Origin of the sequence: Microbispora sp. H10949 (assembly GCF_014161435.1) — a bacterium.
In the GTDB taxonomy this organism is placed as follows: Bacteria; Actinomycetota; Actinomycetes; order Streptosporangiales; family Streptosporangiaceae; genus Microbispora; species Microbispora triticiradicis.
Genome location: NZ_JABBWZ010000003.1, coordinates 350,256 through 374,903, shown reverse-complemented (window position 1 = coordinate 374,903; position 24,648 = coordinate 350,256). Strand labels below are relative to the sequence as shown.

The window sequence follows — 24,648 nt, the reverse complement described above, 5'->3', positions numbered from 1 at the left end:
AAGGCGGGCATCCACCTTTCTCCTGGCAAGTCGGCACCATCCATACGGACATGACCGAGGGAAGGAAAGCACGATGATCAGGACGACAATCGCCGCGGCGGCGCTGGCCCTGGCGTCCGTGGGGACCGCGGCGGCCACGGCCGCTCCGGCCGCCGCCGACTCGCTCGGCTGCACCGCGACCTACGTGATCAGCAGCGTGTGGGGTGGCTCGCAGAGCTACGGCGCGCTCGCGCAGGTGACCGTGCGCAACAGCGGATCGTCGGCCATGAAGGGCTGGCGCGTGTCGGTGCGTTACACCGACGGCACCGTCGTCAACCGGGTCGGAGGAGCCGTGTCACTCCCGGTGATCGGCCTGCCGGGCATCTACGCGTTCGGCAACGAGAGCTACAACGGCGCCCTCCCGGTGGGCGGCTCGACCGTCTTCAGCCTCCTGACCAGCGGGGGCGGAGGCGGCGCTCCCGCCGTGACCTGCACGCCCTCATGACCGGCTCCTGACGGCGGCAACCACACGACGATCCCCCCGGGAGGCCTCCTCCCGGGGGGATCGTCGTCATGCGCTGTGTCGTGTGACACGTCGGAAACGGTTCACCAAGCCACGTCCGCCGGCCTCGTCACCAGGCCTCCGGCGGCAGGTTCACGTCGCCGACACGATCGTAGATCACGGTCTCGTCCGCAAGCCTGACGACCACCACACGGCGGGCCAGCCCCGCTCTCTCCAGCGCCTTCGCGGACTCCACCGCGTTCTTCGCGTAGTGGTAGCGGTCACGGCTACCGGTGTACGGGCTCTCCCTGTCGCACCTGACCTCGTAACGGTCGTCAGGCCACGGATGGGCGAGCCCGTCCAGGTTGCGGCGCTCGATAGCGGTCGCGGTCATTGCACACCTCTCTTATCGCGGGGACCCCCGCTCAGAAAGACCCCCCTGCCCCCCATTCATCCAAGTATTCCTCATATGCAACATATGTTTCATGCGACCCCCTCGAATGGGGGTTCGAGGTCAGCAGGGTGTCACGCGGAGGGCAGGCTCACCCGGAAGACGGTGCGTCCGGGGCGGCTCTCGACGTCGACCGTCCCGCCATGGGCGGCCACGACCGCCCGGACGATCGCGAGCCCGAGGCCGCTGCCGCCGGAGGCGCGCGAGCGTCCCTTGTCCGCGCGGACGAACCGTTCGAAGACCTCGCCCTGGAGGTCCGCCGGGATGCCCGGGCCGTCGTCGGTCACGGTCAGCTCGACCCGTCCGGAACCCGGGCCGGACCCGCCCGGCACCCCTTCACGTACCGCCCCTTCACGTACCGCCCGCTCACGCAGCGCCACGGTGACGGTCGTGCCGGGCGGGGTGTGCGCGCGGGCGTTGCCCAGGAGGTTGACGACCACCTGGTGCAGCCGGTCGGGGTCGCCGGGGACCGTCACGGGTTCCTCGGGCAGGTCCAGCCGCCAGTGGTGGCCGGGAGCGTAGACGCGGGCGTCGCCGGTGGCGTCGATCACCATCCGGGTCAGGTCCACCTCCTCGCGGGCGAGCGGCCGGCCCGCGTCAAGCCGGGTCAGCAGCAGCAGGTCGTCGACCAGCTTGCCCATGCGGGACGACTCCGCGTCGGCGCGCTCCAGGGCGTGGCGCACGCTCCCGGGCACCTCCGCGGGATCGCGCCGGGCGAGCTGGACATGGGCGCGGACGGTCGCGAGCGGGGTGCGCAACTCGTGGCTGGCGTCGGCGGCGAAGGTGCGCATGCGTTCCTCGCTGGCGTGGCGGTGGGCCAGCGCCTGCCCGACGTGGCCGAGCATGCGATTGAAGGCCAGCCCCACCTGGCCGATCTCCGTACGGGGATCCTCGTCGGGGACCCGGTCGGGCAGCGCCACCTCGCCGTCCGACAGCGGCAGGCGGGCGACGCGCCGGGCGGTGGCCGCGACCCGGTCCAGCGGGCGCAGCGAGAGCCGCACCCACACGGCCCCGGCGACGCCGGTCACGAGCACGACGACGGCGAACACCGCGATCTCGGCCAGTTGCAGGCGCCGGACCGTGTCGTGCACGTCCGCCAGCGGCAGGCCGGTGAGGAGGATGTCCCCGCCGGAGCTCCGCACGGCCATCAGGCGATACCGCCCGAGCCGCGACAGGTCCAGGGTGTGCCCGGCGCCGTCGGGCGGCACGGAGGCCAGCGCCCTCTCGTCGGCCGCCGGCAGGGACGGGTCGGCCCGGCCCACCACGGCGGGCGTGCCCACCTGGCCGTTCACGACCCGGACGCCGAGCGTGCCGGGCGCCTGCCCCCGGGTGTCCCCGCGCTCGGCGAACGGGTTCCGCCCGTCGTACCCGTGGGGGTGCTCCTCGCGCTCCTCGTGCTCCAGGCTGGCCGCGTACCGGCCGGCCTGCATGCCGAGCTGCTGGTCCACCCGGTCCACCATGAACCGTTCGAGCAGCAGGGAGGACGCGGTGCCCGCCGCCGCGCAGGCCAGCACGAGCAGCACGAGCGTCCCGGCGACCAGCCGGGCCCGCAGCGTGCGCGGCGGCCTCAGCCGTACCCTCACGGCTTGAGGACGTATCCGACGCCCCGCACGGTGTGGATCAGTGCGGGGCGGCCCGCGTCGATCTTCTTGCGCAGATAGCTGATGTACAGCTCGACCACGTGCGCCTGCCCGCCGAAGTCGTACGACCAGACCCGGTCGAGGATCTGCGCCTTGCTGAGCACCCGCCGGGGGTTGCGCATGAGGAAGCGCAGCAGCTCGAACTCGGTCGGGGTGAGCTCGACGAGCTCTCCGCCCCGGGTCACCTCGCGGGCGTCCTCGTCCATCACGAGGTCGCCGACCGTGAGCCGGTCGCCCTCGGCCGTACGCGCCATCCCGGCGCGGCGCAGCAGCCCGCGCAGCCGGGCGAGCACCTCCTCCAGGCTGAACGGCTTGGTCACGTAGTCGTCCCCGCCCGCGGTGATCCCCGCGATGCGGTCCTCGACGGAGTCACGGGCGGTGAGGAACAGCACGCAGACGTCCGGGGCCTCCGTCCGGAGGCGGCGCAGGACCTCCAGCCCGTCGAAGTCGGGCAGCATCACGTCCAGCAGCACCGCGTCCGGCTGGAACTCCCGGGCGGTGCGCACCGCCGACGCGCCGTCGCCGGCGGTGCGCACGTCCCACCCCTCGTATTTCAGGACAGCGCCCAGGACCTCGACGAGGTCGGGCTCGTCGTCGACCACGAGGACGCGCACGGGCGTCCCGTCGGGGCGGACCAGATCAGGCAGGCCGTTCGATGTCGTACGCATGATGATGCCAGGGTCCTCCCCACTGCTCCGGCGCTTCCTCTGAGAACGTTCTGCGAATCCTATGAAGGCTCCCGGCGTGCCCCTGTTCATAGGAAAACAAGAGGTTCGGTTGGCAGCGTGAGTCGCGCACGAGGAAAGGGAGGCACCTTTGACCACGACCTTCGCCGGCCGGGCGGCGGCCACGGGCCACGCGCAGCCGCCGCCACGAGGGGTGCTCGCCCGCCCGGAGGCGGTTCTGGCGGTCATCGCCGCGGGGACGGTCGCCGTGGCCGGCCTGTGGTGGGCGCACACGCCCGCGGTCGCCGGCCTCGACGGCTGGCTGACCAACGCGGGCCGGATCACCGGGCTGCTCGCGGGGTACGCGATCGCCGTCCTGCTGGCGTTGATGGCCCGCGTCCCGGCGCTGGAGCGCGGGGTCGGCGCCGACCGGCTCGCCCGCTGGCACTCGATGGGCGGCCGCTACGTGGTCGGCCTGTCGGTCGCCCACCTGCTCCTGATCACCTGGGGTTACGCGGTGGCCGAGCACACCGACGTGGTGCGCGAGACGGTCACGCTCAACCTGACCTATCCGGACGTGCTCAAGGCCACGGTGGCGCTGCTGCTCCTGGTCGGCGTCGGCGTTGTCTCCGCCCGCCGGATCCGTCCGAAACTGCGCTACGAGACGTGGTTCCACCTGCACTTCTACACCTATCTGGCCACCTGGCTGGCCTTCGGCCACCAACTGGCCACCGGCGAGGAGTTCATCGGCGACCGGCCCGCGCAGGTCGCGTGGTACGCCCTCTATCTGGGCGTCGCCGCGCTGCTGGTCTGGTACCGCTTCCTCACGCCCGCACGACTGGCCCTGCGCCACCGGCTCAGGGTCGCGCGGGTGGTGCGGGAGGCGCCCGGCGTCGTCAGCGTCCACGTCACGGGACGGCGGCTCGACCGGCTGCGGGCCGAGCCGGGCCAGTTCTTCCGCTGGCGGTTCCTGACCCGGGACCTGTGGTGGTCCGCCAACCCCTACTCGCTGTCGGCCCCGCCGCGGAACGGCGAACTGCGGATCACCGTGAAGGACCTGGGCGACCAGAGCCGGTCTCTCGCCGGGCTGCGGCCGGGCACCCGCGTGCTCGCCGAGGGGCCGTACGGCGCCCTCACCGGGCGGGCACGCCGCGCGCGCAAGGTCCTGCTCGTCGCGGGCGGCATCGGCATCACCCCGCTGCGCGCGCTGTTCGAGGCCCTGCCCGCCGCCCCCGGCGACCTGACCCTCCTCTACCGGGCCCGTGACGCGGGAGACCTGGTCCTCCGCGCCGAACTGGAGGAGATCGCCGCGACGCGGGGCGCGACCCTGCACTACTGCGTCGGCCCCCGCGCCCTCGTCGGCGACCCCTTCAGGCCCGAGACGCTGGCCGCGCTCGTGCCCGGCCTGCGCGACCACGAGGCGTACGTCTGCGGGCCCGACGGAATGACCACCGCCGTCGTCGCCGCGCTGCGCGCCGCCGGAGTCCCCCGCCGCCGCGTCCACCACGAATCGTTCGAGTTCTGAACCATCCCCGGATTGGAAGTTCCATGCGCAGAGCCATTCTGGCCGTGCTCGCGACCGCCGTCGGCCTCGTGCTGCTGCTGTCGTTCAAGCCCCATGAGGTGACCTCGCCCGCCGCGCGCCCCGCCGCCGTGGCCGAAGGGACCGGCTCCGGTCTGGGGGACGGCGACGGCGACGGGGACAGGGGCGAGGACGGGGGCCGCTTCGGCCGGGGATTCCCGGACTCCTCCGGGCCCCGGGATGCGCAGACCCAGGAGACCCAGTCCCAGGAGACACTGGGCGGCTGGAGCGGGGCGGGAGCCACCGCCGGCGCCACCAGCGGGGAGAAGACCGTCACCGGTGACGCCGCCGACACCCGGTGGGGGCCGGTGCAGGTGGAGATCGTGATCGCCGGCGGGAGGATGGCCGGGATCAGGGTGCTGGTGGCCCCGCAGAACAACCACCGGGACATCGAGATCAACAACGAGGCGCTGCCGATCCTCGACGAGGAGGCGCTGTCGGCCCGGTCGGCCCAGATCGACGTGGTCTCCGGCGCCACCTACACCAGCGACGGCTACATCCGCTCGCTGCAGAGCGCCCTCGACAAGGCCGGCCTCTGATGCGTCACATCGAGCACGTCATGGGCACCGTCTTCTCCTTCGACATCCGCGACTCCGACGGGCCCGACTCCGACGGGCGCCACTCCGACCCCGGGCCGTACGTCGCGGAGGCGGTGGCCTGGCTGCACCACGTGGACGAGGTCTTCTCGACGTACAAGCCGGACAGCGCGGTGAGCCGCCTGAGCCGGGGCGAGATCACCCTGGCCGGCTGCCCGGCGGAGGTGGCGGACGTCCTGCGCCTCTGCGAGTCGGTCGCGCTGGTCTCCCACGGCTACTTCACCCTCCATCCCCGGGGCCGCCTCGATCCCTCCGCCCTCGTCAAGGGCTGGGCGGTCGAGCGCGCCTCGGCCATCCTTCGCGCGGCGGGCGCCGCCGACCACTGCGTGAACGGCGGCGGGGACGTCCGGCTGTCCGGCTCGCCCGCGCCCGGCCGGTCCTGGCGCGTCGGCGTCGCCCACCCCCTCCGGCCGGGCGAACTCGCCGCCGTGGTGTCGGGGACCGACCTCGCCGTGGCGACCTCGGGCACCGCCGAACGCGGCGCGCACGTCGTCGACCCGCACACGGGCCGACCGGCGACCGGGCTGGCCTCGGTGACGGTGGTCGGGCCCGATCTCACCCTGGCCGACGCGTACGCCACGAGCGCCTTCGCCATGGGCGCCGCGGCCAGAGACTGGGTGGAGGGCCTGCACGGCTACGAGGCCTTCGCCGTCACCTCCTCCGGCGCCACCTGGCGCACCTCCGGCCTCCGCCCCCGAAGCCCTGGCCTGACCATGACCTGACCTCGGTGCGCCGTCACCGCACGCCCGCCGTCATCGACGGCGAGAGCGGCACCGAGGCGATCGCTCGATCAGCAGGCGGCGGCCAAGGTCCCGGCGCTCTGTACACGGTCCACCTTGATGTGGATCGCCTGACTGGCCGCCGCCTTGGGGGCCTGCACCGGCTGCGCCGCTGCGGCCGGGGCCGCCTTGGGCTGCACCGCCCGGACCTCCGCGCTGATCTCGACGCTGTGATCGATCGCCAGAGCCGCAGTGAAGGTACGCGAACTCAGGATGTGGTCGAAGAGCTTCTGCAGATCGTCACCCTTGGACTTCCGGATCGCCTTCCGCTCGGCACGGTCTATCTTGGCGTACGCCCAGATGTTCGTGTCCTTGGTGTGGCCTTCCAGGCATTCGAAGATGAAGTAGCTGCCGTGCTGGCGAAGGATCCCCGCGAGTGGGATGTCGTAGTGGTTGAGCACCTTGTCGATCTTGGCTGAGTCGGCCGGCCGCCAGGGCTCGGCACCGATCCTCAGATGGATCTGACCACTCATCGTCACCCTCCCTCCACTCCGGATCTCCAAAGCAGGCGTTGAAGCGATCCCTGTCATCATCTGTCCACGGACGCTTCGAGTCTAGATTCTCAACCGAAACGTGAACCGGGTTCCACGCGTTCGGGGTGAACCTGACGCGAAATAATGCCTCACGGAATGTTCCCGCCGTCGTGTACCTGGCACCATCGCCGGTGGCGGGCGACCTCCTGTTCGGGAAGCAACGTACGGCCTCGTCGACTGTCAGCTTGCCGCGCATCAAGGAGACGGCGTCGGCAACGTGCGGTTTTACCGGCTCGTCCTTAAATGGCCGACCCTTGACGGGGCGGTCCCTGCTGCCGTACTGAGTGAGAATCTCTTCGTCTCCGCTCCTCTCTCTACGCCTGAACAGTCGCATGAGGAACGATGGTAAAGCCTGGGCAATAGCACTGTGATCAGGACGGCACTTTCCGCGAATAAGTGCAGGTCGCAGCAGCCAAAATAGTGAAAAATCGCTACATCTGAACACTCCGGCGCATTCTTGCGTATACAAGGAACGGCCCTTACCTGTATTCACGCCATATCAGCATGAACTTCACGCGGCGTGTCATCGGGCGAGGGCCTGCTTGAGGCGGGTGGCGGCGACCACGGCGGGCCACAGGCGGGTGGCGAGGTTGCGGGCGAGGATGCCGCCTCGCGTGGCGGGGGCCAGGAGCGCCGACGCCTGGCCGACGGCGCGCTGCCTGGGCTCGACCAGGCGCCGGTGGACGGCCTCGTACCGGCCGAAGGCCGCGCCGGGGTCGCCGGGATGGGCGGCCAGCGCCTCGGCGAGGGTGAACGCCCCCGTCATCGCCAGCGTGGAGCCGTCGCCGAACAGCGACACGCACGAGGCCGCGTCGCCGAGGAGCGCGACCCTGCCCTTCCACCAGCGGGGCAGGCGCACCTGGCTGACGGAGTCGAAGTAGAGGTCGTCGGCCGTACGCACCCGTTCGAGCAGTTCCGGCGCCCGCCAGGACACGTCCGCGAATGCGGCGGTCAGCATCCGCTTGTGCTGCCCGGTGTCGCGGTGGTCGAACCCGGGCTCCGCCGGGCTCCGGTAGAGGAAGAACGCGCCCGCGGACATGGGGCTGACGGCGACCGCCTTGCCGGGGGCGTTGTGCATGAGGATGTCCCGGCCGTTCCCGGCCACCGCCTCGACGCCGAGCGGTGTCGTCGCGACGTACAGGCCCATGTGGCGCACGAGGCCGTTCTCCTGGCCGAACGTCAGGCGCCGCGTCACCGAGTGCAGGCCGTCGGCGCCGATCACCAGGTCGAAGCGGCGGGAGCCGGCGCGCTCGAAGGTGACGTCCACGCCGTGCTCGTCCTGGGCGAGCCCCGTGACGGAGTCGTCGAAGAGGAACTCGGCGTCGTCGCGGCTCGCCTCGTACAGGATCGACGCGAGGTCGCCGCGTGGCACCTCGACCTCGCCCGGCCGCTGTACGGCGCGCATGTCCATCCGGGCGACCCGCCTGCCCGCCGCGTCGACGAAGCTGACCCCGGTCGTGCCGGTGGCGGCCTGGTGCAGCCGGGGCAGGACGCCCATCCGTTCGGCGACCGCGACGGCGGCTCCCCTGACGTCCACCGGGTTGCCGCTGGACCGCACCTCTCCCGCGCGTTCCACGACCGTGACCTCGAAACCGTGCCTGGTCAGCCAGTAGGCCAGCGTCGGCCCCGCGATCCCGGCCCCCGAGATGAGCACCGCGCTCATGGCACACCCCCTAACCGGAGGAATTTCCTCCGCATGATGACGGTATCCTAACCGGAGGAAAATCGTCCAGATCCTCTTGAGGTGACCGTGGAGAAAGGGCTGCGCGCCGACGCGCGCCGCAACCGGGATCTGATCGTCGCCGCGGCCCGTGAGCTGTTCCTGGAGCAGAACGTCGACGTGCCGCTGGAGGAGGTCGCCCGCCGGGCTGGCGTGGGCGTCGGCACGCTCTACCGCCGCTTCCCCGACCGGGACGCGCTGCTGCGCGCCGTCGGCGAGGAGAGCCTCCGCCGCCTGGCGGACCTGGTGGAGACCGCCGGGCGGGAGGAGCCGGACGCGTGGCACGCGCTGTGCCGCTTCCTGCGCGGCGCGGTCGCCCTGCGGCTGGGCGTGCTCGCCGCGAAGCTCGATCCCCTCCTGCACCAGCGGTTGCGCGTCGGCGCCGACCTGCGGGAGATCCGGCAGGGGGTCGTCGCCGCGGTCCTGCGGCTGACCGAGCGGGCGCAGGCGGACGGCGCGCTGCGCCCCGACATCGGTCCCGGCGACATCGCCCTTCTGATGACCCTGCACGTCTACACGCCACCGGCCGTCCCCGGCGAGGAGGCCATGGCGCGGATGGTGGAGATCATGCTGGACGGCCTGCGCGCCGACCGGAGATCGCCCCTTCCCGGGGCTCCGCTCGACGCCGACGCCCTGCGCCGCTACACCACGGTCGACGGCACTCCCCCCGGTTGACGGCCGGCCCCAGCAGTACGACAAACCGTCCCAGATCATCAGTAATCACGGAATTTCCGGTCGCCGGTCGTCGCTGGAGGCTCCGGTTGCGGCGAACATACGGCGCCGGAGGCGCTGCTAGCGTTCCGGGGTGGCGGGAGGAGACGGTGTGCTCGTGCTACACGCGGCCTGGGACGGCGGGCGGCTTGTGCTCTGGGCGGAGGAGACGGCCGGCGTGGAGCCGGTGACCTCCAGGGCCAAGGTCCGGCCCCATCCCTTCGCCGCCCCGGCGAGCGCCCTCGTCGCCGCGCTGCCGGGCTGGGGGGAGGCGGCGGCCGAGGCGGCAGGAAAGGCCGTGCCGGGTGAGGTGGTGCTCCTCCTGCCCGGTTCGGCGTCCGGTCCCCTGCCCTCACCGGAGACCGGGTTGCAGGTCCGCGCGCGCCGAGCCGGGATCAGGCCGTGGCGGGTGCCCGCCCTGCTGGTCGACGCCGGCGCGGCGATGCGCCTGCTCACCACGCTCGGCGAGGCGGCCCACACACCGGTGGAGTCGCCGGAACCGGACGACCGCCTCGCCGACATGCTCCCCGGGCCGTCCCTGCGCTATCTCGCGGTCGTCGCGGCCCACGCCCGGGAGCTGGTGCGGCGGGGCAGGGTGCTGCCCCAGCTCGTCACCGAGGACGGCGGCTACGCGGCCCGCTGGCGGCCGGTGCTGACCGGCCCGCACGCCGACCGCTTCCGCGAGCTCGCCGCCGCGATGCCGCCGGTCTGCCGGGCCGTGGATGAGGAGCGCCCGTCCGCCCACGTGCTGATGGAGGCGCTGGCGGGCCTGGCCGACGCCGCCGTACGGCAGGCGCTGCCGGAGCGCCTGCTGGGCGGGCACCGTCCGGGACGGCGCGCTCCCCTGGCCGACCGGTGGACGGTGGCCCTCACCGGCGAGGAGGCGGACCTGCCCGGAGCCGGCCAGGAGGAGGCGGAGGCGCTGGCCCGGCCGCTGCAGGAGTGGTTCCGGGCGGCCCACCAGCTCGACGGCCCGGTCAGGGTGTGCTTCCGCCTCGTCGAGCCCGAACCTGAGCCCGAGCCCGAGTTCGAGTTCGAGCCCGAGTTCGAGCCGGGGCCCGTGTCCGGTCCCCGGCCCGGCTCCGCACCGGTCGCGGGCCCGGCCGTCGCCGCCGGGTACGCCGCGGCCCACGCGGGCGCTGCGACCGGAACGGACGCGGCGGCCCACGCGGGCGGCGGCAGGTGGCGGGTGGAGTTCGCGCTCCAGTCGGCCGAGGACCCCAGCCTCTACCTGCCCGCTTCCCTCGTCTGGACGGGCGAGACCCTGCCCGGTCTGCCGGGCCTTCCCGGGCGGCCGGACGAGACGCTGCTCGCCGGTCTGGGCCGGGCGGCCCGCCTCTATCCGAGGATCGACGACGCCCTCCGGGAGGCCCGGCCGGCGCACGTCGACCTCGACGTCGAGGGCGCCTTCCACTTCCTGCGCCACGCCGCGCCGCTCCTCCAGTCGGCCGGGTTCGGCGTGCAGCTTCCCGCGTGGGCGGGCCGCGCCCGGCTGGGCCTGAAGCTGACGGCCCGGTCGCGCTCCGGGCCGGGCGCCGCCGCCGACCAGGGGTTCGGGCTGGCGCAGCTCGTCGACTTCCGGGCCGAGCTGGCCGTCGGCGACGAGACGATCAGCGAGGCGGAGCTGGCCGAGCTGGCCCGGCTCAAGGTGCCGCTGGTCCGGCTGCGGGGGCAGTGGGTCGAGCTGGACGCCCGGCAGCTCGGGGCCGCGCTGAAGGCGGTGGAGCGGCGCGGATCGGGCCAGATGACGGTCGGCGAGGTCGTCCGCGAGGTGGTGCACGGCGGGGACGACGACCTTCCCCTGGTCCGGGTGGACGCCGACGGCCTGCTCGGCGACCTGCTCTCCGGCGAGGCCGACCGCCGTCTCGAACCCGTGGCGACCCCCGCCGCCTTCCACGGCACGCTCCGGCCGTACCAGGAGCGGGGTCTGGCCTGGCTCACCTTCATGTCCCAAATCGGACTTGGAGGCATTCTCGCGGACGATATGGGACTCGGTAAGACTCTTCAGACATTGTCCCTTCTTCTGCGCGAACGCGAGGAAGAAGGGCGGGCGGGGGCGACGCTGCTGGTGTGCCCGATGTCGTTGCTCAGCAACTGGCAGAAGGAGGCCGCCCGGTTCGCACCGTCGCTGGAGGTCTACCTCCACCACGGCTCGGGCCGCCTGCGCGGCGCGGAGCTGGCCGAGCGGGTCGCCGCGGCCGACATCGTCCTCACCACCTACGGCACGGCGTTGCGCGACCGCGACGTCCTCGCCGGGTTCACCTGGGCCCGGGTCGTCTGCGACGAGGCGCAGGCCGTCAAGAACTCGGCCGCCCGGCAGGCGCAGGCCGTACGCTCGCTCCCGGCGCGGACGAGGCTGGCGCTGACCGGCACGCCGGTCGAGAACCATCTGGCCGAGCTCTGGTCGATCATGGAGTTCTGCAACCCCGGCCTGCTCGGACCGGCGAGGGCCTTCCGCGACCGCTACCAGGAGCCGATAGAACGGCACGGCGACGAGACGGCGACCGCCGCGCTCAAGCGGGCCACGGGCCCGTTCGTGCTCCGGCGCCTCAAGACCGACAAGACGATCATCTCCGATCTGCCGGACAAGATGGAGATGAAGGTCTGGTGCACGCTGACCCCGGAGCAGGCGAGCCTCTACCAGGCGGTGGTCGAGGACATGATGGGCCGGATCGCCGGCAGCGAGGGCATCGAACGGCGCGGGAACGTGCTGGCCGCGATGACCCGGCTCAAGCAGGTCTGCAACCACCCCGCCCACCTGCTCAAGGACGGCTCGCGGCTGGCCGGGCGGTCGGGGAAGCTCGCCCGGCTGGAGGAACTGGCCGAGGAGATCGTGAGCGAGGGCGACAAGGCGCTGGTCTTCACGCAGTACGCCGAGTTCGGCTCGATGCTGCAGCCCTACCTTGCGGCTCGGCTCGACCGCCCGGTGCTGTGGCTGCACGGCGGGCTGCCGAAGAAGACGCGTGACGCGCTGGTGGAGCGGTTCCAGACCGGCGACGAGCCGATGATCTTCCTGCTGTCGCTCAAAGCGGCGGGCACCGGGCTCAATCTGACCGCCGCCAACCACGTCGTGCACGTGGACCGGTGGTGGAACCCGGCCGTGGAGAACCAGGCGACCGACCGGGCGTTCCGCATCGGGCAGACCCGGAACGTGCAGGTCAGGAAGTTCATCTGCGTAGGCACCCTGGAGGAGCGGATCGACGAGATGATCGAGCGCAAGCAGGCCCTGGCGGAGAGCGTGGTCGGGACGGGCGAGGACTGGATCGCCGGGCTGTCCACGGCGGAGCTGCGCGAGCTGTTCCGCCTGTCCCCCGAGGCGGTGAGCTGAGTGCCCGCCGGACGGGACGGCTGGTTCGAGGCCGCACGGCCCATCAGGGTCGACGGCGGCATCAGGGCGCGCTCGAAGCGGGGATCCATCGGCGAGCAGTGGTGGTCGCGGCGTTTCGTCGACGTCCTGGAGCTCATCTGCGACGCGGGCAGGCTGAGCCGGGGGCGCGCGTACGCGCGGCGGGGCCAGGTGCTCGACCTCGACCTCGGTCCCGGCCTGGTGAAGGCCAGGGTGCAGGGCTCCCGCCCGGAGCCGTACGACGTGCGCGTGCGGATCACGGCGTACGGCGCGGACGAGTGGGCGGCGCTGACCGGGGCGCTGGGCGCGCGGGCGGTGCACCGCGCCAAGCTGCTCGCCGGGGAGATGCCGCCGGAGATCGAGGACGTCTTCGAGCAGTGCGGGCTGCCGCTCTTCCCGGGCGAGCGCGGGCTGGACATGGAGTGCTCCTGCCCCGACTGGGGGTTCCCCTGCAAGCACCTGTCCGCGGTGCTCTACCTGCTGGCCGAGGCGTTCGACGCGGACCCGTTCCTGGTGCTGGCCTGGCGGGGCATGGCCAGGGACACGCTGCTCGACGCCCTCCGCCACACCGGCGGGCGGACCGGCGGGACGGGCGGCGTGACGCCGGCGCCTCTCGACGTGACCGACGTCCCCTTCGCGGAGCGCGTCGGCGACTTCTACGATTCGGGCGTCTCGCCGGCCCGCCTCGGCCCGCCGGCCGATCCCGGCTCGCCCTCCGACCTGCTGCTGCGCGCGCTGGACCCGCCGCCGGTCAAGGCCAGGCACATCCCGCTGCTCGACCTGCTGCGGCCCGCCTACCGGGCCTTCGCCGCCGAGGAGGACGCGTAGCGGATCACGTGTCCACGAAGTCCTGCGGGACCATTACCCGCAGTCCGTTGGGGATGCTCTTCAGCACCAGCGGGGTACGCAGCCGCACCTCGCCGTCGATGTCGGCGGCCAGCGGCGGGTCGGTCTCCAGCAGCATCTCCTGGCCGGTGACGAACGGGCCGCCCGCGAGGCTGGTCCATTTGCCGGTGGTCGCCCGTACGAGCGTCTCCCCGAGCAGCCGCAGCCGCTTGCCCGAGCCGAGCTGGTAGGCCACCAGCCTGCGGTTGTCGATACTGACGTCCCTGGCGATCTGCCAGCCGCCGTGGAACCGCCCGTTGGCGATGTTGAGCTGGTGGGTCAGCAGCTCGTGGCGTTTGCCGTCCACGGTGATGTACGCGCGGAACGGCCGGTGCCCCGGCAGGATCGTGAGCGCGGTCAGCGGGTAGGCGGCCCGGCCGAGCATACGCTTGACCCACGGCCTGACGGTGCCGGCCACCTCGACCGACACGCCGAAGCTCGCGAGGTTGGCGAACGGCCGGTCGCCGCACATCCCGAGGTCGATGTCGGCCACCTTGCCTCCGCTGAACACGCCGATCGCCCCGGCGAGGTCGAGCGGCAGCCCGAGGCTGCGGGCGAAGTTGTTGGTGGTGCCGAGGGGCAGCACGCCGAGGGCGACGTCGCGGCCGGCCACGTGCCTGACCGAGCTGCTCAGCGTGCCGTCTCCGCCGCCGACCACGAGGAGGTCGGGCCCGGCGTCGAGCGCGCGGGTGAGCACGTCGCGCAGCCGGGAGGGGTCGGTCACCGGATGGACGCCGGTGAGCCGGAAGTCCCCGTCCTTCAGCAGCCGCAGCACCTCCGCGTAACGGCGGCGGCCCCGCCTGGACCTGGTGTTCACGACGACGGCGGCCTTCCGGTCCCGGTGGATGGCCGCGGTGTGATCCGCCTTGCTCCGCACGCTGACATGCTAGGGGCCGCCGGGCGCGGGCGCGCATCGCCGCCGGCCGTTCCCGGCCCCGGATCGGGACGCCGGGACGCCCCCGGCATGGACGTGCCCGGCACGCCGTCCATGAGCGGACGGCGGCCGGGCACCGTGACCATGCACCGTGGCAGGGCTCGTGACCATGCACCGTGACCATGCACCGTGACCATGCACCGTGACCATGCACTGTGGCCACACCACGGGCTGCCGGGTGGCGTCACGCCACCCGGTGGCCGTTACTTCTTGGCGGGAGTGATCTGGACGACCGCACCCAGGTTGAGCGGAAGCGGGCTGACCAGCTTGATCTGCACACCGAGCTGCTTGCCCTCGTCACCGGGGTTGCCGCTGCCGAGGATCGCGCCGCCGATGTCGGTGCCGTAGAGGTCGGTCGCCGGCGTGCCGTCGGGGTTGACGATCCTGGTCGAGTACGGCTGGTTGTCCTTGGACGGGATGACCACGGAGGCGTCGCGGTGACGGTAGTACAGGCTGCCGTCGCGAAGCTCCAGGCCGGGGTACCAGCCCTTGGCGTCCGTGAACTCCTTCACCGCGGACTGCTTGCCGAACGAGGTGCAGTACTCGGTGAACGGCTCGCCCTCGACGCACTCCTTGAACGGGTACGTCCCGGCGAAGTTGAACGCGGCGTTCGACGACTGCGGGCGCGACGGGAGGTTCTTCAGCGTGCTCGGGTCGTGCGCCGCCGCCTCGCCCGTACGGCGCAGCGGCTCGTAGTGCGAGTCGACGAGGAGCAGCTGGCCCTTCGGGCCCACCGACGGCAGGTCGAACGTCGTGTCGGACACGTTGTTGTTGCCCTGCGAGGTGTCGCGGTACCAGACGAGCAGGCCCGGGGCGTTGTAGGCGATCTTCTCGACCTTCCACGCGCCGTCGCGCAGCCAGGTCGTGTCGTACGCGTACTTCAGGCCCTGGTCGAACCCGTCGAAGTTGCGCCACTCGGCGAGGTAGTACTGCGCCGCCTGCACCCGGCCGGGGTGGATGGTCCAGCCGCCGCCGGTGGTGTCGGTGAACGTGCCCTTGACGGTCGTCCAGCCGTTGGCGCCGCCCTCGACGTCGTCGGTCCAGACCGCCGTGGCGCCGTTGGTGACCGAGAAGTCGTCGTTGAACCAGCCACGCTCCACGGAGGCCGCGTCCGTGTTGTACCGGAAGCGGATCTGCACGGTCTTGCCGGCGAACGGCGCGAGGTCGGCGTACAGGTGGTGCCAGCCGCCGCTCTCGCCGGTCAGGCCGTACTTCTTGCCGCCGTAGTCCTTCATGCGGCCGTTGGGGTCGGTGTAGTCGTCACCGGTGCTGACGAGCGTGCCGTCCTCGTCGAAGATCTTCTGCTCGGCCCAGGTGGCGCCGCCGTCGGCGGAGACCTCGAAGAAGCCGTAGTCCCAGTCGGCCTCGATGCCCCAGTCGCTCCACCAGCGGAACTTCACGTCCGTGCCGGCCGGCACGGCGACGGTGCGGACGAGCTTCTGGTCGGCCCAGTTCTGGTCGCTGTTGGACCACCACATGTTCGACCCGCTGTGCGGGGTGGACATGATGTTCAGCTTGTCCGGCAGGTTGATCCGTACGCCGTCCTCGGTGCCCTTCGGCGTCCGGGAGGCCTGCCCGATCACGGCGAGCTGCTTGGCCGCGCCCGGCTCGATGATCTTCGGGTTGGCCCAGCCGAGCACCCACTTGTCCCAGATGCTCATGTGCGTCGGCAGGGACTGGAAGATCGGCCCGGAGTGCGAGCCGCTCGACATCAGGTCCCAGAAGTCGACGTCGGAGTCGCCCGCGCCGGTGGTGTCGTACAGGTCCGGCAGACCGAGGTCGTGGCCGTACTCGTGGGCGAACACGCCCACGCCGGAGTCCTCGGGCTGGAGGATGTAGTTGGAGATCTTCTTGCTCGTGCCGGGGATCGTGTAGCCGCCCGCCACGTCGCTGGAGTGGGCCCACAGGGCGAACGTGCCCTCGTTGCCGCCGCCGCCGGACTTGTCCTCGCCCGCGTGGATCAGCACAAGGTGGTCGATGACGCCGTCGGGCTCGTCGAAGTTCCCGTCGCCGTCGGCGTCGGAGACGTCCTCGACGTCGTAGTCGGCCCAGGGGAACGAGGGGTTCGTCTTCACCAGGGTGTCGACCGCGTCGACCGCGAGCTGGGCGGCGCCGCGCGGGTTGTCCGGGTGGCCGGTCATGTCCTGCGGGTAGGTGCCGCACTTGCCGGCGCCGTACCACGCCTCGGAGTGCGGGACCTTCAGCCAGCCGACGGCCTCGCCGGTGACGGTGTAGGCGCCCTTCGACAGCTCCTCGTACATGTTCTTCATGGTGGAGCCGGAGATGTCGATGCCCTTCTTGCCGTCCCGGGGGTCCTTCAGGTCCGGCCGGACCCGGGTCGTGATCCCCTTGGAGGTGTAGAGCATGTTGTTGTAGTGGGCGGTGTTGAAGTCCGCCACCCACATGGAGTTGTTGTCCTTGCCCCCGCCGCCGGCCGTCGCCGGGTTGGGGATGTGGTTGTGGAGCGGGCCGTTCAGCTTGGTGCCGGCCGGCTCGGTCACGCAGTCGTTGACGTCGTCGGTCGTCTTCGGGTGCGACCAGCCGGAGAAGTCGTCGTTGGCCTGGTCGTTGAACTCGACCAGCAGCGTGAGCAGCTTGGCGGTGCGGGTCGTCTTCGCCTTCTTGTAGATGAAGTCGAAGGGGTTCTTGCCGGTCCTGATCGCCTGCTTCTCGTGCTGCGCCAGCACGCGCGCCGCGACGGGGTTGCCGGCCGCGAACTTGTGGTCGATCGCCGCGGCGAGGGCGGCGGTGCGCTTGGCCCCCTTCGGCGGGACCTTCTCCTCGGTGGTGGTGAAGTCGCCCTGCACACGCGGCGGTGCGTAGTTGATGTAATGGTCGGTGGCCGACGGCTGGTAGCCCGCCGTAGGCGCCGCCGCCGCACCGGCCGCGGCCAGACCTCCTGCCGCCAGCCCGAGCGCGGGCACGATCGCGGCGAGACGCCGGATTCTCTTGGACAACGAGATCCCTTCCCGTCCGGGTTCCCCGGACACCATGCACAGCGCGCCGGGATGAGCGCGCATGCGGGACCTTAGACGAGGGGGTAAAGGGATCGTAAAGAGCCGCCATGCATGGTTGTCAAAATGTGATGTGTACCAATATCCGTTAGTAATTCCGGTTGCGACCCGATATCGGGTCATGTCGTACAGTCCAGACGTGACCGAAGCGACCTCCGCGCCGGCCTCCGGGCTGGCCTCCGCGCTGCCGGACGGGCGAGTCCTCACCGACCCCGACGTCATGGACGCGTACGCGCGGGACCGCACGTTCGCACCGCCGGGCAAGCCGCTCGGCGTGGTGCTCGCGCAGTCGCGCGACGACGTCGTGGCCACGCTGCGCTGGGCGAGCGCGCACCGGGTGCCGGTGGTCCCGCGCGGCGCCGGCACCGGCCTGGCGGGCGGGGCGACGGCCGTGGACGGCTGCGTGGTCCTCTCCCTCGCGCGGATGACCGCGATCCGGGAGCTGTCGCCGCAGGACGAGATCGCGGTCGTGGAGCCCGGGGTCATCACCGCCGACCTCGACCGGGCGGCCCGCGCGCACGGGCTGATGTACGCCCCCGACCCCTCGTCGTACGAGATCTCCACGATCGGCGGCAACCTGGCGACCAACGCGGGCGGCCTGCGCTGCGTCAAGTACGGCGTGACCCGCGACTCGACGCTCGGGCTGGAGGTGGTGCTGGCCGACGGGCGGGTGCTGAACACCGGCCGCCGCACCATGAAGGGGGTCACCGGTTACGACCTGACCGGCCTGTTCGTCGGCTCGGAGGGCACGCTCGGCGTGATCACCGCCGCGACGCTGCGGCTGCGGCGGGCGCCGCGCGAGCTGTCCACCGTCGCGGCCGAGTTCACCTCGCTGCGCGACGCCGCCGCGGCCGTCGCCGCGATCATCGCCGAGGGCTGCCAGCCGTCGATGCTCGAACTGCTCGACCGTACGACCCTGCGAGCCATCGACGACTGGAAGAACATCGGGCTGGAGCCGTCCACCAGGGCCATGCTCATCGCGCAGGCGGAGGGCCCGGCCGACGAGTCCGCCGCCCGGATGGCGGAGCTGTGCGCCGCGGCGTCGTTCGTCGCGGTGTCGTCCACGCCGGAGGAGGCCGCCGAGCTCGTCGGCGTCCGGCGCCTCGCCTACCCGGCCAAGGAGCGCCTGGGCCAGTGCCTGGTCGAGGACGTGTGCGTGCCCCGGTCGGCGCTCCCCGAGATGATCGCCGCGATCGAGGAGACCGCCGCCCGGCACGGCGTCCTGATCTCGACGGTCGCCCACGCGGGGGACGGCAACGTGCACCCGGTGTTCGTGTTCGACCGCGGCCTGGCCGAGCCGCCGCCCGAGGTCTGGGCCGCGGCCGACGAGGTGTTCCGCGCCGCGCTCGCCCTCGGGGGGACGCTGACCGGCGAGCACGGCGTCGGGCTGCTGAAGAAGCGCTGGCTCGGCCTGGAGACCGGCCCGGTGGCCGCCGAACTGCACCAGGGCATCAAGCAGGTCTTCGACCCGCTGAACATCCTCAACCCCGGCAAGGCCATCTGACCGCCGTTCCCGATCCGGTAGCGTTTGGCACCGTTGGTGGGGTTACCGGGGTAATCGGGGGCGATGGTGGCGTTGGAGGCTGGGGACCCGGCCCGCCTGGGCCCGTTCACGCTCGTCGACCGGCTCGGGGAGGGCGGCCAGGGGGTCGTCTTCCTGGGCCACGGCCCGCAGGGCGAACAGGTCGCGGTGAAGCTGCTGCACACGCGGCTGACGGCGGATCCCGAGGCGCGGGAGCGCTTCCTGCGCGAGGTGGCGCTGGCGCAGCGGGTCGCGCCGTTCTGCACCGCCCCCGTGCTGCACGCCGACCTCGCCGGCAACCAGCCGTACATCGTCAGCGAGTTCGTGCCGGGCCCGTCGCTCCGGCAACTGGTGGATCGGGAGGGCCCGCGCCGGGGAGCGGCGCTGGAACGGCTCGCCATCAGCACGGCGACGGCGCTGGCCGCCATCCACCGCGCGGGCATCACCCACCGCGACTTCAAGCCGGCCAACGTGCTGATGGGCCCGGAGGGGCCGGTCGTGATCGACTTCGGGGTGGCCAGGGCGTTCGACTCGCCGCAGGCCACCGCGACCGGCGCGTCGATCGGCACTCCCGCCTACCTGGCTCCCGAGGTGCTGTCGGGCGGCACGGCGGGCGCCCCGGCCGACATGTTCGCCTGGGGCGTCACGATGGTGTTCGCCGCCACCGGCAGGCCCGCCTTCGGCGCGGACTCGATCCCCTCGGTCATCACCCGCATCCTGCGCGACGAGCCCGACCTCGGCGACCTCGCGGCGCCCCTGCGGGACATCGTCGCCGCCTGCCTGTCGAAGGACCCCGCGCCGCGGCCCTCCGCCCAGGACATCGTCGCGCGCCTCACCGGGCAGGCCCACCTCACTCCCCCGCCACCCCCGCCGCCCCCTGCGCAGGCCGCGGCTCCCCCCGGGCACGTCACCGTGCCCGCGGCGGCGAGGAGACCCCGGCGTACGGTGCTGACCTGGACGGCGGCCGGGATCGGCGTGCCCGCTCTGGTGGCCGCGGCCTTCCTGGTGCCGTCCTGGGTCTCGGTGCGGGCGGCCGGGAGCGAGACCGCAGCGACGGAGGCGCCCGGCCAGGCGGCGTCCGCGCCCGCCGAACCGCCGATCCCGCCGCCGTCCGGCCTGACCACTCCCTCGGGACACCGGACCGGGAGTCCCTCGCCGGGTTCCGCGACCCGGAGGCCCGGTTCGAGACCCGATGCGAGACCCGGTGCGACCGCGAAGCCCGCCGCCTCGCCCGCGCACGGCCGCCGGGCGCGGCCGTCCCCCACGGCGACCGGACCGGCGGCGGAGCCCACGGAGGCCCCTCCGACGGCGAAGGCCAGCCCGGCCCCGACGAAGGCCACCGCGACGCCCAGACCCAGCCCGACGGCGAAGGCGACTCCCACGAAGACCGCCGCGCCCAAACCCAACCCGTACACGGCCAAGGGCGTGTGCGGGACCGGCTTCGCCGTCGTCGACTCCCACTCCTACGGCGGGCAGGCGACGACGTACCTGCTCTACAACGCCTCCACCGGCCGCAACTGTGTGATCACGCTCTCTCGCTACACGATGCCCGCTAAGATCAGAATGAGCGTGGTGCTGAAGGTGAAGGGGGGCGCGTCGGCCGCCGACGCCGGCGCCTACACCGTGTACGCGGGGCCGCTCCGGCTGCCCGCCAAGGGCAGGTGCGTCATCTGGGGCGGCGGGTATGGGGGCGCCTCCTGGAGCAGCGCGTGGTCCCACTGCGGCTGACCCCGCGGAACCACGGCTGAACCAGGGCCGAACCACGGCCTGACCACGGCCGGCCAGGAGTGTGCGGCACGAATGTCACCGCCCGGTGGCAGACTCGGCTCGTTGACGTGATCGCGGACCAACCGGAGGTTCTCACCGTGACACAAGTCGGTTCGGTGGCGCCATGACCGTGCTCGTGAGCCGGCTGGACCCCTCCGGCGCCGAGTACGGCGCGAGGCGCGAGGCCATGCTGGCGAAGCTCGCCGAACTGGAGGCCGAGCAGGCGAAGGCCGTCGCGGGCGGCGGGCCGAAGTACGTCGAGCGGCACCGCGAGCGCGGCGGGCTGCTCCCCCGGGAGCGGATCGAGTTGCTGGTCGACCCCGACGCGCCCTTCCTCGAACTGTCCCCGCTGGCCGCTTGGGGCACCGAGTTCCCCGTCGGCGCGAGCGTGGTGACCGGGATCGGGGTCGTCGAGGGCGTCGAGTGCGTGATCACGGCCAGCGACCCGACCGTGCGCGGCGGCGCGTCCAACCCCTGGACGCTGCGCAAGACGCTGCGGGCCACCGAGATCGCGCTGCGCAACCGCATGCCGTACGTGAACCTGGTGGAGTCGGGCGGCGCGGACCTGCCGACGCAGAAGGAGATCTTCATCCCCGGCGGGCAGGTGTTCCGCGACCTGACCCGGCTGTCGGCCGCGGGGATCCCGACGATCGCGCTCGTCTTCGGCAACGCGACCGCCGGCGGGGCCTACGTCCCCGGCCTGAGCGACCACGTCGTGATGGTGCGGGAGCGGGCCAAGGTGTTCCTCGGCGGCCCGCCGCTGGTAAAGATGGCGACCGGCGAGGAGTCCGACGACGAGTCGCTGGGCGGGGCGGAGATGCACGCCCGCGCCTCCGGCCTGGCCGACCACCTCGCGGCCGACGAGCACGACGCGCTCCGTATCGGCCGGCGGATCGTGCGGCGGATCGGCCGGCGCGGGGCCGGCCACGCCGCCGCCCGCGACTACCCGGCTCCCCTGTTCGACGAGGACGAACTGCTGGGCATCGTGCCGGAGGACCTGAAGGTCCCCTTCGACCCCCGCGAGGTCCTGGCCCGGGTGGTGGACGGCAGCGACTTCGACGAGTTCAAGCCGCTCTACGGGCCGAGCCTGGTCACCGGCTGGGCGAGCGTCCACGGCCACCCGGTCGGGATCCTCGCCAACGCCCAGGGGGTGCTGTTCGGCGCCGAGTCGCAGAAGGCCGCGCAGTTCATCCAGCTCGCGAACGCCACCCGCACGCCGCTCGTCTTCCTGCAGAACACGACGGGCTACATGGTCGGCAGGGAGTACGAGCAGAGCGGCATCGTCAAGCACGGCTCGCTGATGATCAACGCGGTGGCCAACTCGACCGTGCCCCACATCACGATCGTGATGGGCGCCTCCTACGGCGCGGGCAACTACGGCATGTGCGGGCGGGCCTACGACCCCCGTTTCCTGTTCAGCTGGCCGAGCGCGAAGTCGGCCGTGATGGGCCCGGCCCAGCTCGCCGGGGTGATGTCGATCGTCGGCCGGGCCGCGGCCGAGGCGCGCGGGCAGGTCTACGACGAGGAGGCCGACGCGGCGATGCGCGCGGCGGTCGAGACGCAGATCGAGGCGGAGTCGGCGGCCTTCTTCCTGTCCGGCCGCCTCTACGACGACGGGGTCATCGACCCGCGCGACACCCGCACGGTGCTCGGGATGTGCCTGTCGGCGGTCGCGGGGGCTCCCGACCCCGGGCGGGCCGGCTACGGCGTCTTCCGGATGTGACGGGCATGCTCTTCGGCTTCCATATTCGCGGGGGTGGGTCATGATCGGGCGGCTGCTGGTGGCGAACCGCGGGGAGATCGCCCGCAGGGTGTTCCGCACCTGCCGTGAGCTGGGCGTGGAGACCGTCGCGGTCTTCTCCGACGCCGACGCGGACGCGCCGCACGTGGCCGAGGCCGACCAGGCCGTACGGCTCGGCGCCCCGCTGGCGTACCTCGACCCGGACCGCGTGATCGAGGCGGCCCGCCGCTCCGGAGCCGACGCGGTGCATCCCGGGTACGGCTTCCTGTCCGAGCACGCCGGCTTCGCCCGCGCCGTGCTCGACGCCGGCCTGACCTGGATCGGCCCCTCCCCCGAGGCCGTCGCCGCGATGGGCACGAAGATCGAGGCCAAGGCGCTGATGGCCGAGGCCGGGGTGCCGGTCCTGCCGACCATCCCGCTGTCCCCGGACGCCCCGCCCCAGCTCACGTTTCCCGTGCTGGTCAAGGCGTCGGCGGGCGGCGGCGGACGGGGCATGCGGGTGGTGCGCGACCAGGCCGGGCTCGCCGAGGCGGTCGCGTCGGCCCGCCGCGAGGCCCTGTCGGCCTTCGGTGACGGCACGCTGTTCGCCGAGCCGCTGCAGGAGGGCGCCCGCCACATCGAGGTGCAGATCCTCGCCGACGAGCACGGCACGGTCTGGGCCCTCGGCGAGCGGGAGTGCTCCATCCAGCGCCGCCACCAGAAGGTGATCGAGGAGGCCCCCTCCCCCGCCGTCACCCCCGAACTGCGCCGTGAGCTGAGCGACGCCGCGATCCGGGCCGCCCGCGCGATCGGCTACACCGGCGCGGGCACCGTCGAGTTCCTCGTGTCGGACGAGGGCTTCTTCTTCCTGGAGATGAACACCCGCCTGCAGGTGGAGCACCCGGTGACCGAGTGCGTCTACGGGGTCGACCTGGTCCGGCTGCAGATCGAGGTGGCCGAGGGCGCGCGGCTCGCCGCGCTGCCGCCGAGCCCGGTGGGCCACGCGATCGAGGCCCGCCTGTACGCGGAGGACGCCGAGGGACGCCCCCAGAGCGGCGTGCTGCACCGCTTCGAGATCCCCGGCGTGGACGGGGAGTTCGGCCTCGGCGCCCGGCTGCGGCTCGACTCCGGCGTGGTCTCAGGCGGCGAGGTGGGCGTCCACTACGACCCGATGCTCGCCAAGGTCGTCTCGTACGGCGGGGACCGGGCGGAGGCGGCCCGGCGGCTGGCGCACGCGCTCGCGCGGGCCCGCATCCACGGGCTGACGACCAACCGCGACATCCTCGTGGGCGTGCTGCGGCATCCGGACTTCCTGTCCGGCGCGCTCGACACCGGGTTCCTCGACCGGCGGCCCGTTCCGGCGTCGCTCGCCGGGCCCGGGGCCGTACGGCTGTCGGCCCTCGCGGCGGCGCTCGCCGGGGCGGCGGCGAACCGGGCGGAGGCGCGGCGCGACGGGGTGCTCGGCGGGTTGCCGAGCGGCTGGCGCAACGTGCCCTCACAGCCCCGGCGCACGGCGTACGACACGGAGGACGGCGGCCGCCTGGAGATCGCCTACCGGCTGAGCAGGGACGGGTTGCGGGCCGAGGGCTTCGAGGACGTCGCCCTGGTGTCCGCCGAGCCCGGCCGGGTGGTGCTGGAGACGGGAGGCCTGCGGCACGCGTTCGACGTGGCGGTCTATCCGGGCCCCGGTGATCGGCGGCTCGTGCACGTCGACTCGTCTCTCGGGCCGGTCCGGCTCACCCCGGTGGAGCGGCTGCCCGAGCCCGCGGCGCGGGTGTCGCCGGGGGCACTGCCCGCCCCGATGCCGGGTACGGTCCTGCGTGTCGAGGTGAAGCCCGGCGACGTGGTCGAGGCCGGGCAGCCGGTGGTCGTGCTGGAGGCGATGAAGATGGAGCACCTGATCGTGGCCCCCGCCTCCGGCACCGTGGCCGCCCTGCACGTGGTGCCCGGCGCGCGGGTCGAGGCGGGCGTGCCCCTCGCCGACATCGAACCCGCGCCCGAGACCAAGCCCGATATCAGGCCCGAGACCAGGCCCGATGTCGAGGCCCGCGAGGGAGCCCCCGCCGAGACCCGCAATGAGGATCACGAGTCGGCCGGTGTCCAGCCGTGGGATCCGTTCGCGGACACTACGGGCGCCCCGGCCCCCGGCCAGGCACCCGTGGCCGCCGACCCGGCGGGCGGCCTGGCGGCGGGCCGCGACGGCACCGGGCAGAACGCCCAGACGGACACGCGGGGCGGCCTCCCCACGGACGCCGGCGGCCCGGAGCCGGGCGCGGGCACGGCTCTGAGCGGCGGGGCTCCG

The 24,648-nt window shown here is 72.7% G+C and carries 17 protein-coding genes and 1 pseudogene; 11 read left to right on the top strand and 7 right to left on the bottom strand.

What is annotated here, in order from left to right:
* The first annotated feature begins 73 nt into the window (after nucleotides 1-73).
* Nucleotides 74-484, top strand: a complete 411-nt coding sequence (locus tag HHX40_RS09155; protein ID WP_117409575.1) for a cellulose binding domain-containing protein — start codon at nucleotides 74-76, stop codon at nucleotides 482-484.
* Between the two features lie 127 nt (nucleotides 485-611).
* Here HHX40_RS09155 and HHX40_RS09150 read toward each other — a convergent pair whose 3' ends face one another.
* The 3 genes from HHX40_RS09150 to HHX40_RS09140 form a co-directional block, all read right to left on the bottom strand.
* A complete protein-coding gene (locus tag HHX40_RS09150; protein ID WP_117409574.1) occupies nucleotides 612-875 on the bottom strand; it encodes a hypothetical protein in 264 nt (87 codons plus the stop codon).
* A 131-nt stretch (nucleotides 876-1,006) separates the two neighbouring features.
* Nucleotides 1,007-2,515, bottom strand: a complete 1,509-nt coding sequence (locus HHX40_RS09145) for a sensor histidine kinase (protein ID WP_182880178.1) — start codon at nucleotides 2,513-2,515, stop codon at nucleotides 1,007-1,009.
* A complete protein-coding gene (locus tag HHX40_RS09140; RefSeq protein WP_117409572.1) occupies nucleotides 2,512-3,240 on the bottom strand; it encodes a response regulator transcription factor in 729 nt (242 codons plus the stop codon). Before HHX40_RS09140 ends, HHX40_RS09145 begins: the two co-directional genes overlap by 4 nt.
* 148 nt (nucleotides 3,241-3,388) lie before the next feature.
* Between HHX40_RS09140 and HHX40_RS09135 the strand changes: the two genes are divergently transcribed.
* From HHX40_RS09135 to HHX40_RS09125, 3 genes are read left to right on the top strand one after another with little or no spacing between them, the layout of a single operon-like run.
* Nucleotides 3,389-4,762, top strand: coding sequence for a ferric reductase-like transmembrane domain-containing protein (locus HHX40_RS09135; RefSeq protein WP_182880177.1), 1,374 nt, complete (start codon nucleotides 3,389-3,391; stop codon nucleotides 4,760-4,762).
* A gap of 23 nt (nucleotides 4,763-4,785) precedes the next feature.
* The gene (locus HHX40_RS09130; protein WP_182880176.1) at nucleotides 4,786-5,358 is read left to right on the top strand and encodes an FMN-binding protein; all 573 of its coding nucleotides are present in this window, start codon (nucleotides 4,786-4,788) and stop codon (nucleotides 5,356-5,358) included.
* Complete coding sequence (locus HHX40_RS09125; RefSeq protein ID WP_220498879.1) at nucleotides 5,358-6,137, top strand: FAD:protein FMN transferase; 780 nt, start codon at nucleotides 5,358-5,360, stop codon at nucleotides 6,135-6,137. Before HHX40_RS09130 ends, HHX40_RS09125 begins: the two co-directional genes overlap by 1 nt.
* Before the next feature lie 68 nt (nucleotides 6,138-6,205).
* On the opposite strand, the gene HHX40_RS09120 is transcribed toward HHX40_RS09125, so the two are convergent.
* Together HHX40_RS09120 and HHX40_RS09115 are read right to left on the bottom strand one after the other, a co-directional pair.
* Complete coding sequence (locus HHX40_RS09120; RefSeq protein ID WP_182880175.1) at nucleotides 6,206-6,667, bottom strand: hypothetical protein; 462 nt, start codon at nucleotides 6,665-6,667, stop codon at nucleotides 6,206-6,208.
* Nucleotides 6,668-7,250: 583 nt separating this feature from the next.
* Nucleotides 7,251-8,390 (bottom strand): FAD-dependent monooxygenase, encoded by a 1,140-nt coding sequence (locus tag HHX40_RS09115; protein WP_182880174.1) that lies wholly within the window; start codon nucleotides 8,388-8,390, stop codon nucleotides 7,251-7,253.
* Between the two features lie 81 nt (nucleotides 8,391-8,471).
* Between HHX40_RS09115 and HHX40_RS09110 the strand changes: the two genes are divergently transcribed.
* From HHX40_RS09110 to HHX40_RS09100, 3 genes are all read left to right on the top strand, one after another.
* Complete coding sequence (locus HHX40_RS09110) at nucleotides 8,472-9,122, top strand: TetR/AcrR family transcriptional regulator (protein WP_182880173.1); 651 nt, start codon at nucleotides 8,472-8,474, stop codon at nucleotides 9,120-9,122.
* A 148-nt stretch (nucleotides 9,123-9,270) separates the two neighbouring features.
* The gene (locus HHX40_RS09105; protein ID WP_310738004.1) at nucleotides 9,271-12,486 is read left to right on the top strand and encodes a DEAD/DEAH box helicase; all 3,216 of its coding nucleotides are present in this window, start codon (nucleotides 9,271-9,273) and stop codon (nucleotides 12,484-12,486) included.
* Nucleotides 12,487-13,332, top strand: a complete 846-nt coding sequence (locus tag HHX40_RS09100; RefSeq protein WP_182880172.1) for an SWIM zinc finger family protein — start codon at nucleotides 12,487-12,489, stop codon at nucleotides 13,330-13,332. It begins immediately after the preceding gene.
* Between the two features lie 4 nt (nucleotides 13,333-13,336).
* On the opposite strand, the gene HHX40_RS37590 is transcribed toward HHX40_RS09100, so the two are convergent.
* Both HHX40_RS37590 and HHX40_RS09090 read right to left on the bottom strand, forming a co-directional pair.
* Nucleotides 13,337-14,266 carry a diacylglycerol/lipid kinase family protein gene (locus tag HHX40_RS37590; RefSeq protein ID WP_117409566.1) on the bottom strand — a complete coding sequence of 310 codons (930 nt, stop codon included), beginning with the start codon at nucleotides 14,264-14,266 and terminating at the stop codon, nucleotides 13,337-13,339.
* Nucleotides 14,267-14,526: 260 nt separating this feature from the next.
* On the bottom strand, nucleotides 14,527-17,280 hold the full coding sequence (locus tag HHX40_RS09090; protein WP_259403393.1) for an immune inhibitor A: 2,754 nt from the start codon (nucleotides 17,278-17,280) through the stop codon (nucleotides 14,527-14,529).
* Nucleotides 17,281-17,476: 196 nt separating this feature from the next.
* On the opposite strand from HHX40_RS09090, the gene HHX40_RS09085 reads away from it, so the two are divergent.
* The 4 genes and pseudogenes from HHX40_RS09085 to HHX40_RS09070 all read left to right on the top strand — a co-directional run.
* Nucleotides 17,477-18,841, top strand: a complete 1,365-nt coding sequence (locus HHX40_RS09085; RefSeq protein WP_310738003.1) for an FAD-binding oxidoreductase — start codon at nucleotides 17,477-17,479, stop codon at nucleotides 18,839-18,841.
* Nucleotides 18,842-18,904: 63 nt separating this feature from the next.
* Complete coding sequence (locus tag HHX40_RS09080; RefSeq protein WP_220498878.1) at nucleotides 18,905-20,587, top strand: serine/threonine protein kinase; 1,683 nt, start codon at nucleotides 18,905-18,907, stop codon at nucleotides 20,585-20,587.
* A gap of 163 nt (nucleotides 20,588-20,750) precedes the next feature.
* Nucleotides 20,751-22,349: an acyl-CoA carboxylase subunit beta gene (locus tag HHX40_RS09075; protein ID WP_182880170.1), complete on the top strand. Its 1,599-nt coding sequence runs from the start codon at nucleotides 20,751-20,753 to the stop codon at nucleotides 22,347-22,349.
* Between the two features lie 40 nt (nucleotides 22,350-22,389).
* Nucleotides 22,390-24,336, top strand: a pseudogene (locus HHX40_RS09070) (acetyl/propionyl/methylcrotonyl-CoA carboxylase subunit alpha); the annotation flags it as partial.
* Nucleotides 24,337-24,648 lie beyond the last annotated feature (312 nt).

Excerpts from the sequence above, each read along its gene's own strand:
- HHX40_RS09155 (WP_117409575.1), top strand. The coding sequence starts at position 74 with ATGATCAGGACGACAATCGCCGCGGCGGCGCTGGCCCTGGCGTCCGTG.
- HHX40_RS09150 (WP_117409574.1), bottom strand. The coding sequence starts at position 875 with ATGACCGCGACCGCTATCGAGCGCCGCAACCTGGACGGGCTCGCCCAT.
- HHX40_RS09140 (WP_117409572.1), bottom strand. The coding sequence starts at position 3,240 with ATGCGTACGACATCGAACGGCCTGCCTGATCTGGTCCGCCCCGACGGG.
- HHX40_RS09130 (WP_182880176.1), top strand. The coding sequence starts at position 4,786 with ATGCGCAGAGCCATTCTGGCCGTGCTCGCGACCGCCGTCGGCCTCGTG.
- HHX40_RS09125 (WP_220498879.1), top strand. The coding sequence starts at position 5,358 with ATGCGTCACATCGAGCACGTCATGGGCACCGTCTTCTCCTTCGACATC.
- HHX40_RS09120 (WP_182880175.1), bottom strand. The coding sequence starts at position 6,667 with ATGAGTGGTCAGATCCATCTGAGGATCGGTGCCGAGCCCTGGCGGCCG.
- HHX40_RS09115 (WP_182880174.1), bottom strand. The coding sequence starts at position 8,390 with ATGAGCGCGGTGCTCATCTCGGGGGCCGGGATCGCGGGGCCGACGCTG.
- HHX40_RS09080 (WP_220498878.1), top strand. The coding sequence starts at position 18,905 with ATGGTGGCGTTGGAGGCTGGGGACCCGGCCCGCCTGGGCCCGTTCACG.
- HHX40_RS09075 (WP_182880170.1), top strand. The coding sequence starts at position 20,751 with ATGACCGTGCTCGTGAGCCGGCTGGACCCCTCCGGCGCCGAGTACGGC.